The 15,619-nt window shown below is 54.4% G+C and carries 13 protein-coding genes and 1 pseudogene; 7 read left to right on the forward strand and 7 right to left on the reverse strand.

Annotation, left to right across the window (positions count from 1 at the left end):
- Positions 1–120: 120 nt before the first annotated feature.
- The 4 genes from AYR66_RS27130 (at position 121) to bfr (AYR66_RS27145) (ending at position 2,057) form a co-directional block, all read left to right on the forward strand.
- Positions 121–369 (forward strand): hypothetical protein, encoded by a 249-nt coding sequence (locus tag AYR66_RS27130; RefSeq protein WP_088710650.1) that lies wholly within the window; start codon positions 121–123, stop codon positions 367–369.
- Positions 370–436: 67 nt separating this feature from the next.
- Entirely contained in the window at positions 437–949 is a 513-nt protein-coding gene (locus tag AYR66_RS27135) for a host attachment protein (protein WP_234815102.1), read from the forward strand.
- 121 nt (positions 950–1,070) lie between these two features.
- Complete coding sequence (bfr, locus tag AYR66_RS27140; protein ID WP_088710651.1) at positions 1,071–1,556, forward strand: bacterioferritin; 486 nt, start codon at positions 1,071–1,073, stop codon at positions 1,554–1,556.
- Positions 1,557–1,577: 21 nt separating this feature from the next.
- Positions 1,578–2,057 carry a bacterioferritin gene (gene bfr, locus AYR66_RS27145; protein WP_088710652.1) on the forward strand — a complete coding sequence of 160 codons (480 nt, stop codon included), beginning with the start codon at positions 1,578–1,580 and terminating at the stop codon, positions 2,055–2,057.
- A 1,145-nt stretch (positions 2,058–3,202) separates the two neighbouring features.
- On the opposite strand, the gene AYR66_RS27155 is transcribed toward bfr (AYR66_RS27145), so the two are convergent.
- From AYR66_RS27155 to AYR66_RS27185, 7 genes are all read right to left on the reverse strand, one after another.
- Positions 3,203–3,778 (reverse strand): HAD domain-containing protein, encoded by a 576-nt coding sequence (locus AYR66_RS27155; RefSeq protein ID WP_337367512.1) that lies wholly within the window; start codon positions 3,776–3,778, stop codon positions 3,203–3,205.
- A 138-nt stretch (positions 3,779–3,916) separates the two neighbouring features.
- Positions 3,917–4,492, reverse strand: a complete 576-nt coding sequence (locus AYR66_RS27160) for a LexA family protein (protein ID WP_088710654.1) — start codon at positions 4,490–4,492, stop codon at positions 3,917–3,919.
- A gap of 162 nt (positions 4,493–4,654) precedes the next feature.
- On the reverse strand, positions 4,655–4,957 hold the full coding sequence (locus AYR66_RS30635; RefSeq protein ID WP_141104347.1) for a DUF433 domain-containing protein: 303 nt from the start codon (positions 4,955–4,957) through the stop codon (positions 4,655–4,657).
- Positions 4,958–5,459: 502 nt separating this feature from the next.
- Positions 5,460–7,271, reverse strand: coding sequence for an anti-phage-associated helicase HerA (herA, locus tag AYR66_RS27170; RefSeq protein ID WP_088710656.1), 1,812 nt, complete (start codon positions 7,269–7,271; stop codon positions 5,460–5,462).
- A complete protein-coding gene (locus tag AYR66_RS27175; RefSeq protein ID WP_088710657.1) occupies positions 7,268–8,518 on the reverse strand; it encodes an SIR2 family anti-phage-associated protein in 1,251 nt (416 codons plus the stop codon). The genes herA and AYR66_RS27175 overlap by 4 nt, the downstream gene beginning before the upstream one ends.
- A gap of 254 nt (positions 8,519–8,772) precedes the next feature.
- Positions 8,773–10,110, reverse strand: coding sequence for a nucleotide-binding domain-containing protein (locus tag AYR66_RS27180; protein ID WP_234815103.1), 1,338 nt, complete (start codon positions 10,108–10,110; stop codon positions 8,773–8,775).
- Between the two features lie 12 nt (positions 10,111–10,122).
- Entirely contained in the window at positions 10,123–11,445 is a 1,323-nt protein-coding gene (locus AYR66_RS27185) for an SAVED domain-containing protein (protein WP_088710658.1), read from the reverse strand.
- 343 nt (positions 11,446–11,788) lie between these two features.
- Between AYR66_RS27185 and AYR66_RS27190 the strand changes: the two genes are divergently transcribed.
- The 3 genes and pseudogenes from AYR66_RS27190 to AYR66_RS27200 all read left to right on the forward strand — a co-directional run.
- Positions 11,789–13,408, forward strand: a complete 1,620-nt coding sequence (locus tag AYR66_RS27190) for a DUF4118 domain-containing protein (protein ID WP_088710659.1) — start codon at positions 11,789–11,791, stop codon at positions 13,406–13,408.
- Positions 13,377–14,096, forward strand: a complete 720-nt coding sequence (gene kdpE, locus AYR66_RS27195) for a two-component system response regulator KdpE (RefSeq protein WP_420093148.1) — start codon at positions 13,377–13,379, stop codon at positions 14,094–14,096. Before AYR66_RS27190 ends, kdpE begins: the two co-directional genes overlap by 32 nt.
- A gap of 38 nt (positions 14,097–14,134) precedes the next feature.
- Positions 14,135–15,421, forward strand: a pseudogene (locus AYR66_RS27200) (potassium transporter Kup); the annotation flags it as partial.
- Between the last annotated feature and the right edge of the window lie 198 nt (positions 15,422–15,619).

A 15,619-nucleotide genomic window follows, 5' to 3' on the forward strand; every position in this document is an offset into this window, starting at 1 on the left:
AGATCGCGGACTTCATCCGCGCCAACGCGGGGCAGCGGAAAGCCTGACGCAAGAACGGGCGAGACAGGAACCGCCTGTGGAGGCTATCCTTGAAGTCTGTGGAAACTGCGCGCGGACAGCATGGCTACTGAATACATCGGCGAGTACCTGGTCGAATACGGCGGCGAAGCCTTGTGCCTGGGCAAGGGCTGGGCGGCGTACATCGCCATTTACGACGTGACCCGCAATCCGGCCTTCCGCGCCGCCCTCATTCCGCGCCAGCGGGTCAGCCTGGATACGGTCTTCCTTACCGAGGAAGCGGCCACCGAACGGGCGCGCGAAGTCGCGGTCGCCAAGATCGGCCGTTCAGCGGGCGCAAAACCGGGCTGATCCGTTCATATTCCTTCCGGGGAAACGCTGCCGTTCGATTGCCCGGCCAAGGAACGATTCCCCATCCATGCGCATCGAAGTTGCTTACCAGTTCAACAACGGGGATGCCATGAACACCACTTGGATAGTTTCAGCCAATGCCAGCCGCGCCAGGTTCTTTTCCCAGGAGCAGCCTTCCGACCAGCTGGAAGAAATCAATGACATGGTCAATGACAGCGTGCGCGAGCGCATCCTGGATGCGAGCGAAACCGACAAGCTCGGCCCGACCTCCGGCACCAAGAGCGTTCACAACACCGGCGGCGCCACGCCCAACAAGCAATACCAGCCGGCCACCATGCCCGACGAGCACATGGCCGAACTCTTTGCCCGCGACATCGCCGGCTTCCTGCGAAAGGCCCATCAGGAAGGGCGCTTCCAGCAACTTACGCTGGTCGTGTCGCCGCAATTCCTCGGCATGCTGCGCAAGCTGCTGGCGCCGGAACTCGAGTCGGCAGTGAAGTTGGAGATCAACAAGGACTACACCCAGTTCAGCCCGGCACAGCTGCGCGAGCAGGTGCTTGCCCATATGGGGAAGGGCTGATTCCCCGGGGGCGAGCGAGGTCATTTGAAATGAGAATCACTAACGAAATGACGGCGATACCTTGACCCTGCCCCCGGCACGTGCCACGCTTATCTATTGCCATTTCCTCAAGGAGTAAGCAATGAAAGGCGATGCCGGAATCATCACCATCCTGAACGGTCTGCTGGCCGGCGAGCTGACCGCAATCGATCAGTACCTGATCCATGGCGAGATGTACGCAAACTTCGGTTTCGGACATCTCGCGGAACACAGCCTCCACGAATCCGACCACGAGCGCCAGCACGCGCGCGCACTCATCCAGCGCATCCTGTTCCTCGAGGGGACGCCCGACCTCAGCAAGCGAAATCCACTGAAGATCGGCAGCACGGTTCCCGAAATGCTGCAGGCCGACCTCGATGTCGAATACCACGTCGTCGGCGAACTGAAGAAAGCCATTGCCGCATGCGAAACCGCCAGGGACTACGTCACGCGGGACATGCTCGTCAGCCAGCTCGAAGACACCGAGATGGACCACGCGTACTGGCTCGAACAGCAGCTTCGCCTGATTGGCTTTGTCGGCTTGCAGAACTACCAGCAAAGCCAGATGAAATCGGAAGCATCTTCCTGACAAGAACAAGGAGCACAGGAAATGAAAGGCGACGCGCAAATCATCACACTTCTCAACAAGGTCCTGAAGAACGAACTGACGGCCATCAACCAGTATTTCCTGCATGCGCGCATGTTCAGGAACTGGGGGCTGGGTCATCTCGACCATTACGAATACAAGCAGTCGATCCGGGTGATGAAGGAAGCCGACAAGCTGATCGAGCGTGTCCTGTTCCTGGAAGGCCTGCCGAACCTGCAGGACCTCGGCAAGCTCATGATCGGCGAAGACCCGGCCGAGTGCCTGGACTGCGACCTCCGCTACGAAAAGAGCCATCACCAATTCCTGGTGCAGGCGATTTCCAACTGCGAGGCTGCCAATGATTACGTCAGCCGCGAACTGCTCGAGGATTTGCTGGAGCACTGCGAAGAAGCCATCGACTGGATCGAGACGCAGCAGGGTCTGATCAAGGATGTCGGATTGCAGAATTACCTGCAGTCGCAGATGGAGAGCGCGGACGACTGAGCGCCATCAGACTGTAGCCCGAAAAAGGAAAAAGCCGGCAATTCTTTCGAATTGCCGGCTTTGCACTTGGTAAATAGAAGTGCTTCGCGAAGCGCTTCGCAATCGAGGTGCAATCGCCGGTAACCCGTGCCAGTAATGACTTTCTACGGTTTGTGACGTAGTTTTGACGGTTCTTTTGTGCCTTCGACCTACCCGCCAGATTGGGGGAGAAAGTCGCGTGGCTGCGTTCTCAAAGGAATAAGCGCTTCGCGCCAGTACAGGCTTGGGTTTCCGTCAATTGGAACCCCAACATTCGTGCTGGCGTTAGCCACCTTTGCACTCAACTCAGAAGGCAGGGCTGCCCAGCCGTGCTTGTCCAGTTTGATGCCAATGCTCTCTGGCCTATGTCGTAGCACTCTGATGAGCCGCCTACTTTTTCTGGTCAATGCCTCATCCATATGGCTTTTTCCTGGATATTCTTAGCTCGAGAATCTAAAAAATTTCCAGCATTCGCTTAAGAACCTCCCTGATTGACATGTCGCGTGCCGCTGCAGTGAGAAGAAAGTGCTGCCCCATACCTCGTTATAAATTTCCGGAAAGTCGGTGTAATTCAAGTTGTACGAAATGCTTAGTTCATTCAAATTGGCTGCCCTCATGCTTCTGCAGTAGGCGGCCGTGGCCAATTCAAGATTGCGGCTACCCGTCGAATGACCCATCGGGCTTCCGCTTCCGACACCCACCCGGTTGCTATCAAACGAGGCAAATACTGCTCGAGGATTGCGACCTCCGTCATCTCCTTGCGCTTGCCATGCTTTGACGCCAGCGCCTTTTCCGCAATTTGCCGTGCCAAGTCTTCACACCCATCCCAACGCGTAACAATCTCTGGCGGCGTGCAACCTTCCTCGTAATAGCGCCCCGCATACTCGACAAGGCGGACCTTGGCCGTTTCGCCGGCCACTGCGCCGTGTACAACACTTCTCGGGAAGTCGGCAGGCACCTCAGTCAATCTCGCCACAAAGTCGGTTCCGCTCGCGTCTGGCGAATCGTCAGCGTCATTGCACATGGCATTCCCTTTTTAGAAAATCTGGCCGTTTACGGAAGGAGACTGTTTTGTTTTGATACCGCCGGAGGGCGTCGATTAAAAACCGAACAATTTCGAGCGAGGGCTATAACCGCTTAAGCATCTCTTGTATTGCGTACTGAGTTTTTGGTTCGCTTATCCCCATGTGGCCGTTTGTTTTGATGAGGTTATCCCTGCACCAAGCCGGCCAGCCGAAGTCGTCATCGTCCAGGGCAAACCAGCTTTTTGGTCCTCGTCGCAGCATGTCGTCTGAAACCTGCACCCCTCTGGGTAGATGGCCGAATGCGACAGGATGCATATACCGGCTGTGGAAAGTCGCTCCAATCACTCTCGATTGCAGCATTGGGCTAAGCCGGCTCCGAGCAAATGAAAAACCCCTTACGCGTACCCAGGACGTAGACAGAACAATCGCAACTTCCGGGTATGGCGCAAGAAGCTCTTCCAATATGGGCGTCCACTCAAAAAGCACCCGCCCGGGCGTATTCATGAAGATTCCTCGCTTTGGGTGAAAGAGCACGTTTTCATCGTGCAAAACGCCGTCAAAGTCCAGAAACAGAATCCGTTCGGCAGTTCGCGTCATCCTCATCATTTCCTTCCTTTTCGCCCATGGCCGAAGCAACCTTGGCGGTGGTGCCCGCCAGCTTCTTTGCTCTTGTCCCATTGAAAGACGTACGTCAAAAGCGATGTTTGCTTATTAGGCGCACAGGTTCTTCCCTAAGCACTTCCGCGAGACAAATACCTTCCCTCAGCACAGGTGCGTGCCGGACTTGAGTTACCGTTAAATGGGGGGACTACAAACTTATCGCCGGTATCGGCGGAAGCTGCCGGTTACCACCCCGAAAATCTCCAGTGAGCCAGATGGGTGAATGTCCGGGTAAGCCGAATTGGCGGCTTCAAGGTAGTAACGCTGCCGGTCGTCCAACCGGAGCGTCTTGACAGCAATGTCGCCGTCTACGATGGCGACGACAATGTCACCGGGTTTTGTGGCAGCGTTCTTTTCGACGACTACGAGGTCGCCACCGAGCAGGCCGACGTCTTTCATGCTGTCATCGCGGACACGACAAAGGACCGCGCGGTTTGGGTCGTCAATCAGGCAGTCATCTATGGTGATGAGTTCCACGGAATCCTGGCTCGCGGGCTGCGGCAAGCCGGCGCGAACGGTATTGACGACAGGGTGGGCGAAGAACTTTTTGGTGGTAGCAATGCGGCCTTCGACCCGGTCGAGATAACCGGCATCCACGAGCCGGCCGACGAGCGCGAAAACCGAGGATGTGGACGACAGGCCCGCGACTTCGCAAAGCTTGGCCATCGCCGGAAACGCTTGGTTCCGCTTCCAGTAGGTTCTCAACGCAGCGAGATGCTTCTCGTCTTGCATGGCCGACTCCCCGAATATTTATTCGATGGAGTTAATTTACTGTATAAAAGCACAGTAGTCAAGCATTTCCTGGCTGAATTGGTAATGAATTCAAGGACTTATGTTTTGGATGTGTTGATGAGGGTAGCGCGCGTACAGAATGACCCTACGGATGCTTTTGGCTTATGGGGTCGCGGGTCTGACTACTCCCGAGGTCGTAAGAACCCAGGTTGGATTAGTCTCGCCGAGACGGCGAGCAGGTTGACGTTCAGGAAGCGAGGCAGCAAATGCGACTGCTGCGGTGAGATGGGCTTGGGTCAGTTGAGGATACGCCGCAAGTACTTCGGCTTCGCGCATACCGCATGCAAGTGATGCCGTAATGTTTTCGACCGGAATGCGTGTTCCGACAAATACGGCAATACCGCACATTACGTCTCGGTCGAAATGAATAAGGTCGTACCGATGCTCGTTCAATTCCGTACCCATCTTGCCGCGCTCCACTCTGTCCCAACCATCTCGAATCCCAATAAGGCTCTCCCGTACACAAAAGGATATACGCGACGTCAGTCGAGGGCAACGAAGTGGGCTGCCATTGCTCCTGGGATATCACACCCTTTCTCTTAACCAGGGAGAGCGTTCAAGCAAGCTTAGTCGGCCTCATCAATACGCCTGCAGCGCGGCGAGACGTGGCTGTCTTGCCTCTGAAATGGCACCACTTCCGGATGCACGAACGAGCGACGCGGAGGCGCGAGCTGGCCTGCTTGTGGCTCTTTGCGGAAGGAAGACGCTCATTTCTTTTGACCGCCTCCTTGAGCTTGAGCTGCAGATGTTGGTCAAAGAGCAGTTTGACCCTGTACCGTCGGAACAAAAAAGCCGGCCATGTAGTCGGCTTTTTCTGCGGAATCACACAGCCTGATTCCGGTAAGTTCTTGATTTTTCAAGCATAGGTTAACTGCTACAAAATTTCGAATAAACCGCACACCACCGCCTACGCAGCGTTCATTTCATCTACTGCAAGTCCTCCTGCAGGACGGATTGCTTCAGCGACCGCCACATCGTTCTCCTTCGGAGACGCCCATTTGTCAAAGGCTCCGTCCTCGGACCGCGGCCGTGGGTTCGCATCCCGTGTTCGAATTAAAGTAGGCATTGAAATACTGCCTCCAAAGACAATTGCTGTTTGTCGCGCAAGGCCCGCAATGCGTTTTACTTCTCGACGGTCCGCCCATTCACTCGCAGCTTGAACAGCGGATAGGTCTTTTTCAGACGTTAGGCGAAATGAGACCCAGTTGTTGCATTGAGAGAGCACGGTCGGCGAAATTTCCGACGGTCGCTGCGTGCTGAGCCAAAGCGCCAGGCCAAATTTTCGCCCCTCCTTTGCCAGACGCTCATAGGCAAGCGAATTCTCAGACGAGTCTCCGCCTGAGCCAATCGGGCGTAGGTAATGATGCGCTTCCTCCAACACGAGCAGGGTCGGAATTTTGGATTCTTGGCCTCGCTTGAAGAGTTCGAAGGCATACAGCTCGAGGAGCGACCCAAGAACGAATGGCGTCAGGTCATGTGAAACCCTTCTAAGGTCAACAACATGCACTCGCCAGGAAACCTCTTTCTCGCCAAAGATTCTTTCTACCAAAGCTGTGGATTCTGCTGCCCAATTAAGCCCGTTCGCGCTGCCCGCTCCTCCTGACACATCAACAACGTCAGTGAACATCGGGTCGTCAATGAAGCGGTGCACCCGGGTAATGAGCGGTGAGACGTTTGAGTAGTTAAACGCATTACGTTCAATACCTCGAGTTCCCGTCGTGAGGCTATGGCTCTCAGCAATTAAGCTGGCGAGTGCAGCCATGTGAGGCCAGGCAGCAGCAGCCGGAGCTTGCCTTCCGCGCAGCGCCGAAATGCGCTGCATGGCTTCTGCTGCACCGCCAGGGCGGCAGTCGTCGAATAAGAAAGCCTGGTTATCCGTGCTGAGGCCTGCGCCGCCATCTCTTGGAAACCACTTGATATATCCAAGATTTTCGAGGGCAAAAGCAAGAGCTGGTCTTTGCGTCTTTTCGCTTGGAATTAATAGCCGCTGCAATCCATAGCGTCCAAGTGCATAGTACGGAATGCGGAACGCCTCTTCTGTTGTTCCACCGAAACGCGTTACTTTCACCGCTCCTTCAGGAAGGTCTGCCAGCTTAAAGGCATCTTCATATTCACCATTGATATCGAAGACTACGATTCGGGAGCCCGGAAGTCGTACTACCTGTTGCATGACCGCCGCAGTGAAGCAGCTCTTTCCCTGCCCAGAGCTACCAAGGACAGCAACGTGTCTTGCTATAAGGTCTTCCAATCCAATACAAAGCTGCCCCCCGCCACGTAAGTCATCGCCAAGTACGATAGTGGAGGCACCGTTCGCCTGACTTCCAAGAACGGCCGCCAACTCTGCTTCTGTCATCGGGAATGCCTCGGCACCAAGTGGTGGCGTTGTCAGAGAGTCGCTTAAAAATTGGATTTGGCCGTCAGTCTTAAGGAGGCGGCCGACGACGATTCCGCAGACGTGGCGTAATGGTTCGCTTTGATGCGTGCTTGACCCGACGCCTAACCGGTGTGCTTCCTTTGGTTCCGCAAATGTTTGAGAAAGCACTTTCATTACCAAGACCCGACTTCCAGCATCGAGCGCAAGCAAACTACCGACTTCAGTAACTATAGAAACGCCGTAGGCGTGGGACGCGAGCTGCCCGCGGTGCATATCGAGCAGATTCAATGTGATGTCCACGCCGTCAATCTGGACGACGTACCCTACGGGGAACCGACTTTTCATACGAGGTCCTCCACGCCAAATTCTGTGGCCGCACCTGGCACATCGCGAAGCGTCTTTTCGAAACGCTGCATTTCTCCGTCATACAGTAGAGGGTCCGGCAAGTGGTTAGCCAATTTGTCCAAGAAAGCTGCTTCACCGCCCCCTACGACTGTTACACGCGGATTTCGGAGGGCGAGCAACTTTCGCAAGGCCGAAGGAAGCGATGTCGCCGCCGCGTCTCCAGTGAATTCAGGGAAGTAAATTACAAGCTGAAGCGTCGGATTAAGTAAGGCCGAACGAAGCAGTCGATTGATGTGTTCATCGCCGAAGCTGTACCCGCTAATAATGAGACTTGTCTGCGGGCGAGACAGGAACTCCGAAAAGCGTCGAAGAAGTTCGCCAAGCGCGAACCCAACAGTCTGGATGTATTTTGCAGCGCGTGGCAACACCATCAGGCCAAGGTCTGTCTTCGTGGGGTCATCAAGAAACTCTTTAAGCCTGGCCCAAGCGAGAGGTGCCGGAATTTCGAACAGCTGCTCGTTGTGCTCCTGCCAAGTAAGAGAACCGTGCAGCTTCGCCAAATACACGTTGTAGCAGCCGAAACGAGCTTCACCTCGAGCCTGGGTATTTCTGAAGCCAAGGTCGAAGCTTTGTGGAGAGAATCGGCGGCTGTGCAGCCCGAGGAAGCCATTAACGACTTGGAGGTCGATGGATTCTGCGGCCCATTCGACGGCCAAGTCATAATTGGTTGTGAACACCCAAGGAGATGCCTGACCGGGTTGGCGTGCTGAAACAAGCTTCTGCAGAATAGTGCGGTGATGTTGGAGTGCCGCGTAGTCTGACTCCGCACCTTCTACCGAGGTCCACCATGCTTGATTCAGGAGAGCAGCACGTACTACCGCGCGAAACAGTGCTGCTCGAGCCTTTATCAGTTCATCCAACAGCACGTCTTTGCTGCGCGACCATTCGATTAATGCCACTTCTATTGAGTCTGCCAAAACTTCAACGTTTGGCACCTTCCTCGCCGCGCCGGCCGCCAAAGCGTCTGGCCCAATGAAGCTGTTATTCAATAGCCAAGTCGCCTCGTCGGGATAAGTATCGACAAAGTCACTCCACAGCCTCACCATCGTTTTACCGCCTGCGGAACAAGACGCACCGGCGCCCAGCAGTAAGCCAGTATTCTCGAGTCGTAACAATGCGGCGAGATGAGCCTGAAGCTCAATGTCATCTTTTATTTGAGTTGCACCTCGAAGAGCTACGATAGCCATTCTGCTTATTCCTTTAGTCGTCTTAGTTAATACGTTGTAGTGAACGCAGTTGTCGATGTTGAACGCAAATTTCAGGTTACATACCCTCTTATCCCTATTGAAAACCCGCGTAGCTATTCTTTCAAAAAAGAACCTCCACCGGTGGCACTCAGCATGTATCGGTTCAGCAGTTGGCTACCCAACCCAGGTCAATTTCAGCCTTCTTGAGCACTTCGTCCTTCATAACGATTTTGCTAAAAGATGCATGGCTCGATTTACCATCGCCCTGCAATGCGAACTCCGTGAGTGGCCCAAGCGCGCAACGCGCCATCTTTGTACAACTCGCATTTCATCGTCTGATTTCCTTTGTATGTGGTGCTGGTCCACATCTCCGGACTGTCGCTCGTGGTCATCTTGGTCCACGTCAGCTGATTTGCGTCGGTTGCTTCATCACCCTCGTTCTGCACAGTCCACTTCAATTGGTAGGGGGGAGGTACAGAAGTTGACTTGATAGTGAATCGCAAGCCCAATCCCTTGGGAAGCGCCTTCGAATTGCTCTTGTATGTCGAGGTTACCGGCCCCTGTTCCCGCGGTGCGATTCCGCATTCAAGTACCAAATCGTCTCGCTGCGATGCCCTCACCGCCGTTGCTTCAGAAATGCTCGTTGACCAGAACTTGTGGTTGAAGATGTGGTTCCAGGCAGCTAATGCCTGAACTTTGCTGCATTCCGGGGACCAAAGAATATCCAGCTTGGAAAGCAGGCGGTCGAGATTCTTGGATAGGCGTTCAATTTCCTTCGCCCGTTCTGGCGTGTTGGTAAGTTCAACAGAGCTGTTCACTGGGCTAAAGACAGATTTCTGCGTGGTCAAACGTGCCTGCAAAGCTCTCAGCGTCTCATACAGCGCTATGTCGTCCCTCTTGGAATGCGGCTTGTACACCTCACACACTAGAGCTGAAAGAATCATTCCGCCGGGAAGCGACCAGCCGCTACGCGACTTCGCAAATGCCTTTACCAAGCGGACGACGCGCCGTAACTGTTTGGGTTCTACGGCTACAGGAAAGAGAAGTTGGTCTTTCGGACTGCGGTTGTCGACTTGCTTCGTAAACCACTCATTCACGTCCTCCGGATTTCGTTTCGTCCAACCGTCGGAACCAGCATGCTCCAAGAACGTGCCGTCCCAAAAGGTCTCGCGCTGACGATACACGGCAAAATCGATGTGATAGCCCTCCGAGTACCAAATGGTCACCGCATTCTTGCGGGCTTCGGGGGCTTTGGTGAACCCATTAGTCTTCTTACGAAGTGCGTCCTGTATTCGAGTGCGAGCCTCGGCTGCATCTTCCGGAAGGTCGTCTTTCTTGAAAATGACCGCGACATCGATATCGTAGTCATACTCCTCGGCCTGGTTCAAGGTATGCATCGCGTAGCTACCCTGATTCTTCCAGTCGACGAAATGCGGATACTGCTTGCCTTTGTCCTCCCCCAGCGCGTCGAGGCCGTCCTTAAGCCGCTGCAGATTAGTGTCGCGGAATCCGGCAAGTTCGTCTCGCCTGGATTTTCCAAGGCGAACGTGGTCGTTGTAAAACGTCGTTAGCTCTGCTGATACGTCAAACATGCAATGCTCCAGTTATGCGGCGATTGCCTTCGCCGTCTGTGCAGTCCACAACTGCCCTGAACTACCATCGGGAGCGTTCACGTCAATTGCCCATGCATATCTCGGTGTCTCGCGCGCCGAGTAGTTGTAAACAAAGACAGGGCCGTGAATTGTGCGGCTGATAGTCTGTCCGAGTCGAAAAACAGCGCTCACCGGGCCGGCGCAAAAGACATGTAACGGGGTGTCAGGCGGCATTTCGTTGTGCACCGTGTCAAGCACCTGCCTGAAGTGGGCACAAAGAGTCGCGATTTGCCCCTCGTGGGTGACGACATCAATCTTCGGCGAGCCCAAGGTCAGATGCCAGGCACGGAAGGGATGTGAAATGACTTGTGTCACATCGTCCATTGGCACTGGGTAGCTGATTGCGACACGGATAACCGCATGCTTTGCGTCCTGCGGTCCGCCTTCGTCGGACAGCGAAATTTGCAGGTCGGGTCCCTCGCCGACCTCGATGGGCACAAACGCCCCGGAAGTTCGGCCAAGCTCGTAAAGACGAACTGTGCGTTTGTTCGAAACAGTTGCCCCAGCATGGAAAACCAGCGGAATGTGCGCCACGCCGTAGTACGCCAATTCCGACTCCGGATACCTTTGCAACGCGGATGCTACGTCGCGCGCCAGCTGGCTCTGGCAAATCAGAGCGACAGCCGGCCCCTTCATCACACCGGTCTCATAAGTGATGCTTGCATCGCAGTCGATTGGAAAGACGGGGCGCCCCATGTCCTGGGGATTGATGCGGTCGAATGCAGGAGACGTGGCTTGTTGGGATTGGTGCCGTATCGCGATAAGCGGCTTTGTGGTCCGTGCTTCGGCAATTCGCATTACGGCCTCGAAGATGTGACGGTAATGCGCGACGAAGACGTCGGGGTGGTCGGTGAACTTTGCGACGATGTGGTCCCAGCTTTGAACTTCAACTGAGAAAAGTCCCTTCTTTTTGTGCTCCTCAGTCAGCTTTCTTGCCAATTCCTGAACTGCAACGTCAGTCTGCCCGGTGGTCGCCAAAATAAACCGGTCCAGTTTCGGTGTGAAGGTAAGGGCCTTCTTGACCTCGCCTTCCAGCTCATTCGTCGTGAGCTCTTGGTCGAAACGGCCGTCTTTTCCCTTGCATTGAACACCTTCCAATGCCCCGTCTTTCCGGTTTCGGCCACAAACGTCCACGCCATTCTGACGCTGCCCAGTCCGACCGTTTTGCTGCGTATATTCGTCGTCCCAAACGTGCTGCCACAAGTCTCGGCAAAGACGCTCAAATGCTTGCCAGTCCTTCGGCGGAGGAATTTGGAATGCCGATACGGTCGTCATTTAGGTGTAAGGACCTTCACTACCTCCGCTGGAAGCAACGAAGTATTTGTTGTTCAGAAGAAACCAATTGTAAGCGGCACTGCCGAAGAAGGCGAACAAAGTTCTGCTTTAAACAGCGCTAAAGTTACCGCCAGTTCCCATATTTATGGGATTTCGCGGGCCAAGTTGCCCCGAGGACCCTGCTGCCTGCAATCGCCTCCGTTTACATTTCATTTACGCAAATGAAATGAGTTTTTACGCCACGTTTACTGATTCTTGACTACCCTAGCTGCAAGAAGCCGTCGTAAGCCGAGATGTTGGCAGAGGGTATCGGTACGGATGGACAGAGTTAATTGAGTGCTCCATGACAATCCGCAGCTTTCCATGGGCCAAGTTACTGGTTCGAAAAATCGAAAAGGGACCTAGTCTCGTTCCGAGAAGGCACACTGCATATGCCGCCGCCGTGGCTATCCCACTTTTTTGTGCGGCAGTAGCTACCCCACTATTGGTCTTTTTGGACTTGGCCAACATTGTCATGCTGTTTCTGCTTGGCGTGGTCAGCGTAGCTGTCTTCTTTGGGCGTGGTCCAGCGATTCTCGCGACAGTCTTAAGCGTGGCCGTCTTTGACTTTGGCTTCGTGCCTCCTCGACTGTCCTTCAAAGTATCAGACGTCCAGTATCTGGTGACCTTTTCAGTCATGCTTGGAGTCGGACTCCTTGTCACGCAGTTGACAAGTCGCTTGCGGTCGGAAGCCCAACTGGCCGCCAGGCGAGAAGCGCAGTCAACTGCACTTTACGAATTCGCCCGCGACCTATCCGGCGCCCTGCAGACCGAACAGATTCTGGAAATAGCCCGCAATGTCATCAACCAGACCTTTCGAGTGCAGTCGGTAATCGTGGTGCCTGATTCCAAAGGCCGTCTAAATCCTCAGGCACCAGATGACCACCAAGCGTCAAACTCTCCGCACTTGAATGTAATGGATATAGAGGTTGCGCAATGGTGCTTCGATAACGAGAAGCCGGCAGGTGTTTTGCACAATTTCATGCCTTCATCCACATTCGCCTTCTACCCGCTGATATCACCGATGCGCGCCCGCGGCGTACTTGCCCTGTTCTGCCAACAAAGCGAGCGAATTCACATGGCCGAACAGTCCAACCAGATTATGGCTTTCGCTGCCCTCGTCGCGATTGCGCTTGAGAGGCAGCACTACATTGACGTCGCCCAAGATGCGATAGTGCACATGGAGTCGGAACGACTTCGAAATTCAGTCCTTTCGGCCCTATCGCACGATATACGAACTCCGCTCACCTCACTTGTAGGGTTATCGGAATCGCTCGCTATTTCCAAGCCTCCGTTAGCCCCACATCAATTGGAAATGGCAAATGCACTGCATGAAGGAGCGATGAAGATGCACGAATTGACATCTACGCTTCTTGAAATGGCCCGCATCCAAAGCGGCAAAGTAAATCTGAATCTGCAGTGGCAGTACCTCGAAGAGGTTGTGGGCAGCGCACTTCGTGCATGCAGAACCACCCTAGCTAGCCATGAAATTCGCGTTAATTTGCCCTCTGACCTGCCATTAGTCCGATTCGATGCCGTATTGATTGAACGAGTGCTTTGTAACCTACTGGAGAACGCCGCGAAGTATGCACCTATCCGCGCTCGAATCACAATTGCCGCGAAAACGTCTAACGGTATGCTTGAAGTCGAAGTTCGCGACTCCGGGCCAGGGCTGCCAGTAGGTCAAGAACAGGACATCTTCGAGAAATTCGTGCGTGGGCAACGCGAATCAGCATTGCCTGGCGTCGGACTGGGGCTGTCCATGTGCCGTGCCATCGTTGAGGCCCACCAAGGGCTCATCAATGGATACAACGCTTCCGGCGGCGGGGCGTGCATTGTCTTTACGCTCCCACTCGGAAAGCCTCCCGACATGCCGAGCTTAGACGACGAGCATGAACCTGAACATCGAGGCACAAATGACTGAAGCAAATAAAGTTGCAGTCTTGGTTGAAGACGAGCCGCAAATCCGAAGATTCGTCAAGCTAGCCCTTGCGGATGAAGGATGGCAAATCCACGAAGCTGAAACGTTGCACCGCGGGCTTATCGAAGCCGGTACTCGCAAACCTGACTTAATCATCCTTGACCTCGGTCTACCCGACGGAGACGGTGTCGATTTCATCAGTGACATTCGTCGATGGTCCGCGGTACCTATTATCGTGCTCTCAGCGCGTATCGGTGAGAATGAGAAAATCAAGGCACTGGACGCCGGCGCAGATGACTACTTAGGTAAGCCCTTCGGTGTTGGGGAGCTTCTTGCAAGAATGCGCTCGGTACTTCGGCGCCAGCAATTGCCTACCCAAGCATCCGGTTTGATTCAGTTTGGTGACGTCACCGTTGATGCCCAAGCGCGCTTAATCAAGAAAGGCGGCCAGGTAGTGCGTTTGTCGCCCACAGAGTATCGTCTACTGCTTGCTCTTATCGCAAGTGCCGGTCGAGTCGTCACTACGCAACAACTTCTGCAGAGAGTTTGGGGACCGTCGCATGCCGACAGCTCGCATTACCTGCGAATCTACATGGGTCATCTCCGGCAAAAACTTGAGGCCGACCCAGCACAGCCGCAGTTCCTGCTAACCGAGACCGGGGTTGGCTATCGACTACTTTTGTCGAACTGAAACCAACTTTGCCTCCGAAAATTGACATCAAGAGAACCATGCAGCCTACTGCCATCGCCTTACCGCACGACTCTCAAAAATCCCGTATCGTAACGCTAACCCTCGCCGCCATCGGTGTCGTGTACGGCGATATCGGGACCAGTCCACTATATACGATGAAGGAGGTATTTTCGCCTGAGCACGGCGTTCCCCTCAACGAAGCAAATTTGCTAGGTGTTGTGTCGCTCATACTCTGGGGGCTAATCATTGTAGTCTCGCTCAAATACGTGACGCTCATTCTGCGCGCGGATAATCGGGGCGAAGGTGGCATCATGGCGTTGGTTGCGCTCGCCCTGGCCTCAGTTACTGCAAAGTCGCATTGGTACTATCCGTTGACGCTGGTGGGCCTCATCGGTGCGGCGCTATTTTTCGGCGACGGCGTTATCACGCCCGCGATTTCAGTGCTATCGGCGGTCGAGGGACTTGAGGTCGCAACACCCGCACTGAAGCCATATGTCGTACCTCTGACCGTCATCATATTATTTGCTCTTTATGCGCTTCAAAAAAGAGGAACAGCCGGCATCGGCAACTGGTTTGGGCCAGTGACGTTGGTTTGGTTTATGGCCCTGGCTGCAATGGGACTGGTGAATATTGTCGCCAATCCGCAAATTCTGCATGCACTTAATCCCTGGCATGCCGTTCAATTCCTCGCGCGGAATGGATGGTTAGCCTTTCTCGCCCTCGGCGCGGTCGTCCTTGCGTTCACAGGCGCCGAGGCGCTCTATGCCGACATGGGGCACTTCGGCAAGCGCCCAATTCGGCTCGCCTGGTTTACCGTGGTGTTCCCGGGCCTCGCTCTGAACTATCTTGGGCAGGGTGCTCTGCTTCTCTCCAACCCTGAAGCAGTTAGCAATCCCTTCTTTCAACAGCTTGGCTCTTGGAGCATTTATCCACTAGTCGTGTTGTCCACAATGGCAACGGTCATCGCTTCGCAGGCCACCATATCCGGGACATTCTCCATTACTCAACAAGCCGTCGCTCTCGGATTTATTCCCCGTATGCGCGTGGTGTACACCTCAGCACGAGAAATGGGCCAGGTATACATTCCCTTCATCAACTGGTTGCAATTCGCAGCCGTCGTTGTTGCTGTTGTCGGTTTCGGCGATTCAACCCATCTCGCCGCAGCCTACGGTATTGCGGTTACTGCCACCATGCTAATGACGACCATTCTTACTTTCTTCGTTATCCGCTACGGGTGGGGCTATAACTTAGTCCTTTGTTGGGTGGCGACAGGCTTTTTCTTGGCCATTGACGTTGCCCTCTTTGCTGCCAATACTGTTGATGTTCACGTAAAAGTGACCCACGATTTTCATCGAATTTTGACCCACCCTTTTTATGCGTAGACGGCTACGCTGCTGTGGATAAGTCTTCGGTCGCTAGTCCTGTTTCTCCCTTCTTCGAGCCCTTTCTGGGGGATGTCTTCCGCGTCGATTCACTGTGCCTGAAGCGCCAGGAATCATTGCCGGTCTCAATAATATGGCAGT

This window comes from Noviherbaspirillum denitrificans (assembly GCF_002211445.1).
Classification (GTDB): Bacteria; Pseudomonadota; Gammaproteobacteria; order Burkholderiales; family Burkholderiaceae_D; genus Noviherbaspirillum; species Noviherbaspirillum denitrificans.

Bases quoted from the DNA above. Each gene is read 5' to 3' on its own strand.
- AYR66_RS27130 (WP_088710650.1), top strand. From the start codon at position 121: ATGGCTACTGAATACATCGGCGAGTACCTGGTCGAATACGGCGGCGAA.
- AYR66_RS27135 (WP_234815102.1), top strand. From the start codon at position 437: ATGCGCATCGAAGTTGCTTACCAGTTCAACAACGGGGATGCCATGAAC.
- bfr (WP_088710651.1), top strand. From the start codon at position 1,071: ATGAAAGGCGATGCCGGAATCATCACCATCCTGAACGGTCTGCTGGCC.
- bfr (WP_088710652.1), top strand. From the start codon at position 1,578: ATGAAAGGCGACGCGCAAATCATCACACTTCTCAACAAGGTCCTGAAG.
- AYR66_RS27155 (WP_337367512.1), bottom strand. From the start codon at position 3,778: ATGGGACAAGAGCAAAGAAGCTGGCGGGCACCACCGCCAAGGTTGCTT.
- AYR66_RS27160 (WP_088710654.1), bottom strand. From the start codon at position 4,492: ATGCAAGACGAGAAGCATCTCGCTGCGTTGAGAACCTACTGGAAGCGG.
- AYR66_RS30635 (WP_141104347.1), bottom strand. From the start codon at position 4,957: ATGGGTACGGAATTGAACGAGCATCGGTACGACCTTATTCATTTCGAC.
- herA (WP_088710656.1), bottom strand. From the start codon at position 7,271: ATGAAAAGTCGGTTCCCCGTAGGGTACGTCGTCCAGATTGACGGCGTG.
- AYR66_RS27175 (WP_088710657.1), bottom strand. From the start codon at position 8,518: ATGGCTATCGTAGCTCTTCGAGGTGCAACTCAAATAAAAGATGACATT.
- AYR66_RS27180 (WP_234815103.1), bottom strand. From the start codon at position 10,110: ATGTTTGACGTATCAGCAGAGCTAACGACGTTTTACAACGACCACGTT.
- AYR66_RS27185 (WP_088710658.1), bottom strand. From the start codon at position 11,445: ATGACGACCGTATCGGCATTCCAAATTCCTCCGCCGAAGGACTGGCAA.
- AYR66_RS27190 (WP_088710659.1), top strand. From the start codon at position 11,789: ATGACAATCCGCAGCTTTCCATGGGCCAAGTTACTGGTTCGAAAAATC.
- kdpE (WP_420093148.1), top strand. From the start codon at position 13,377: ATGAACCTGAACATCGAGGCACAAATGACTGAAGCAAATAAAGTTGCA.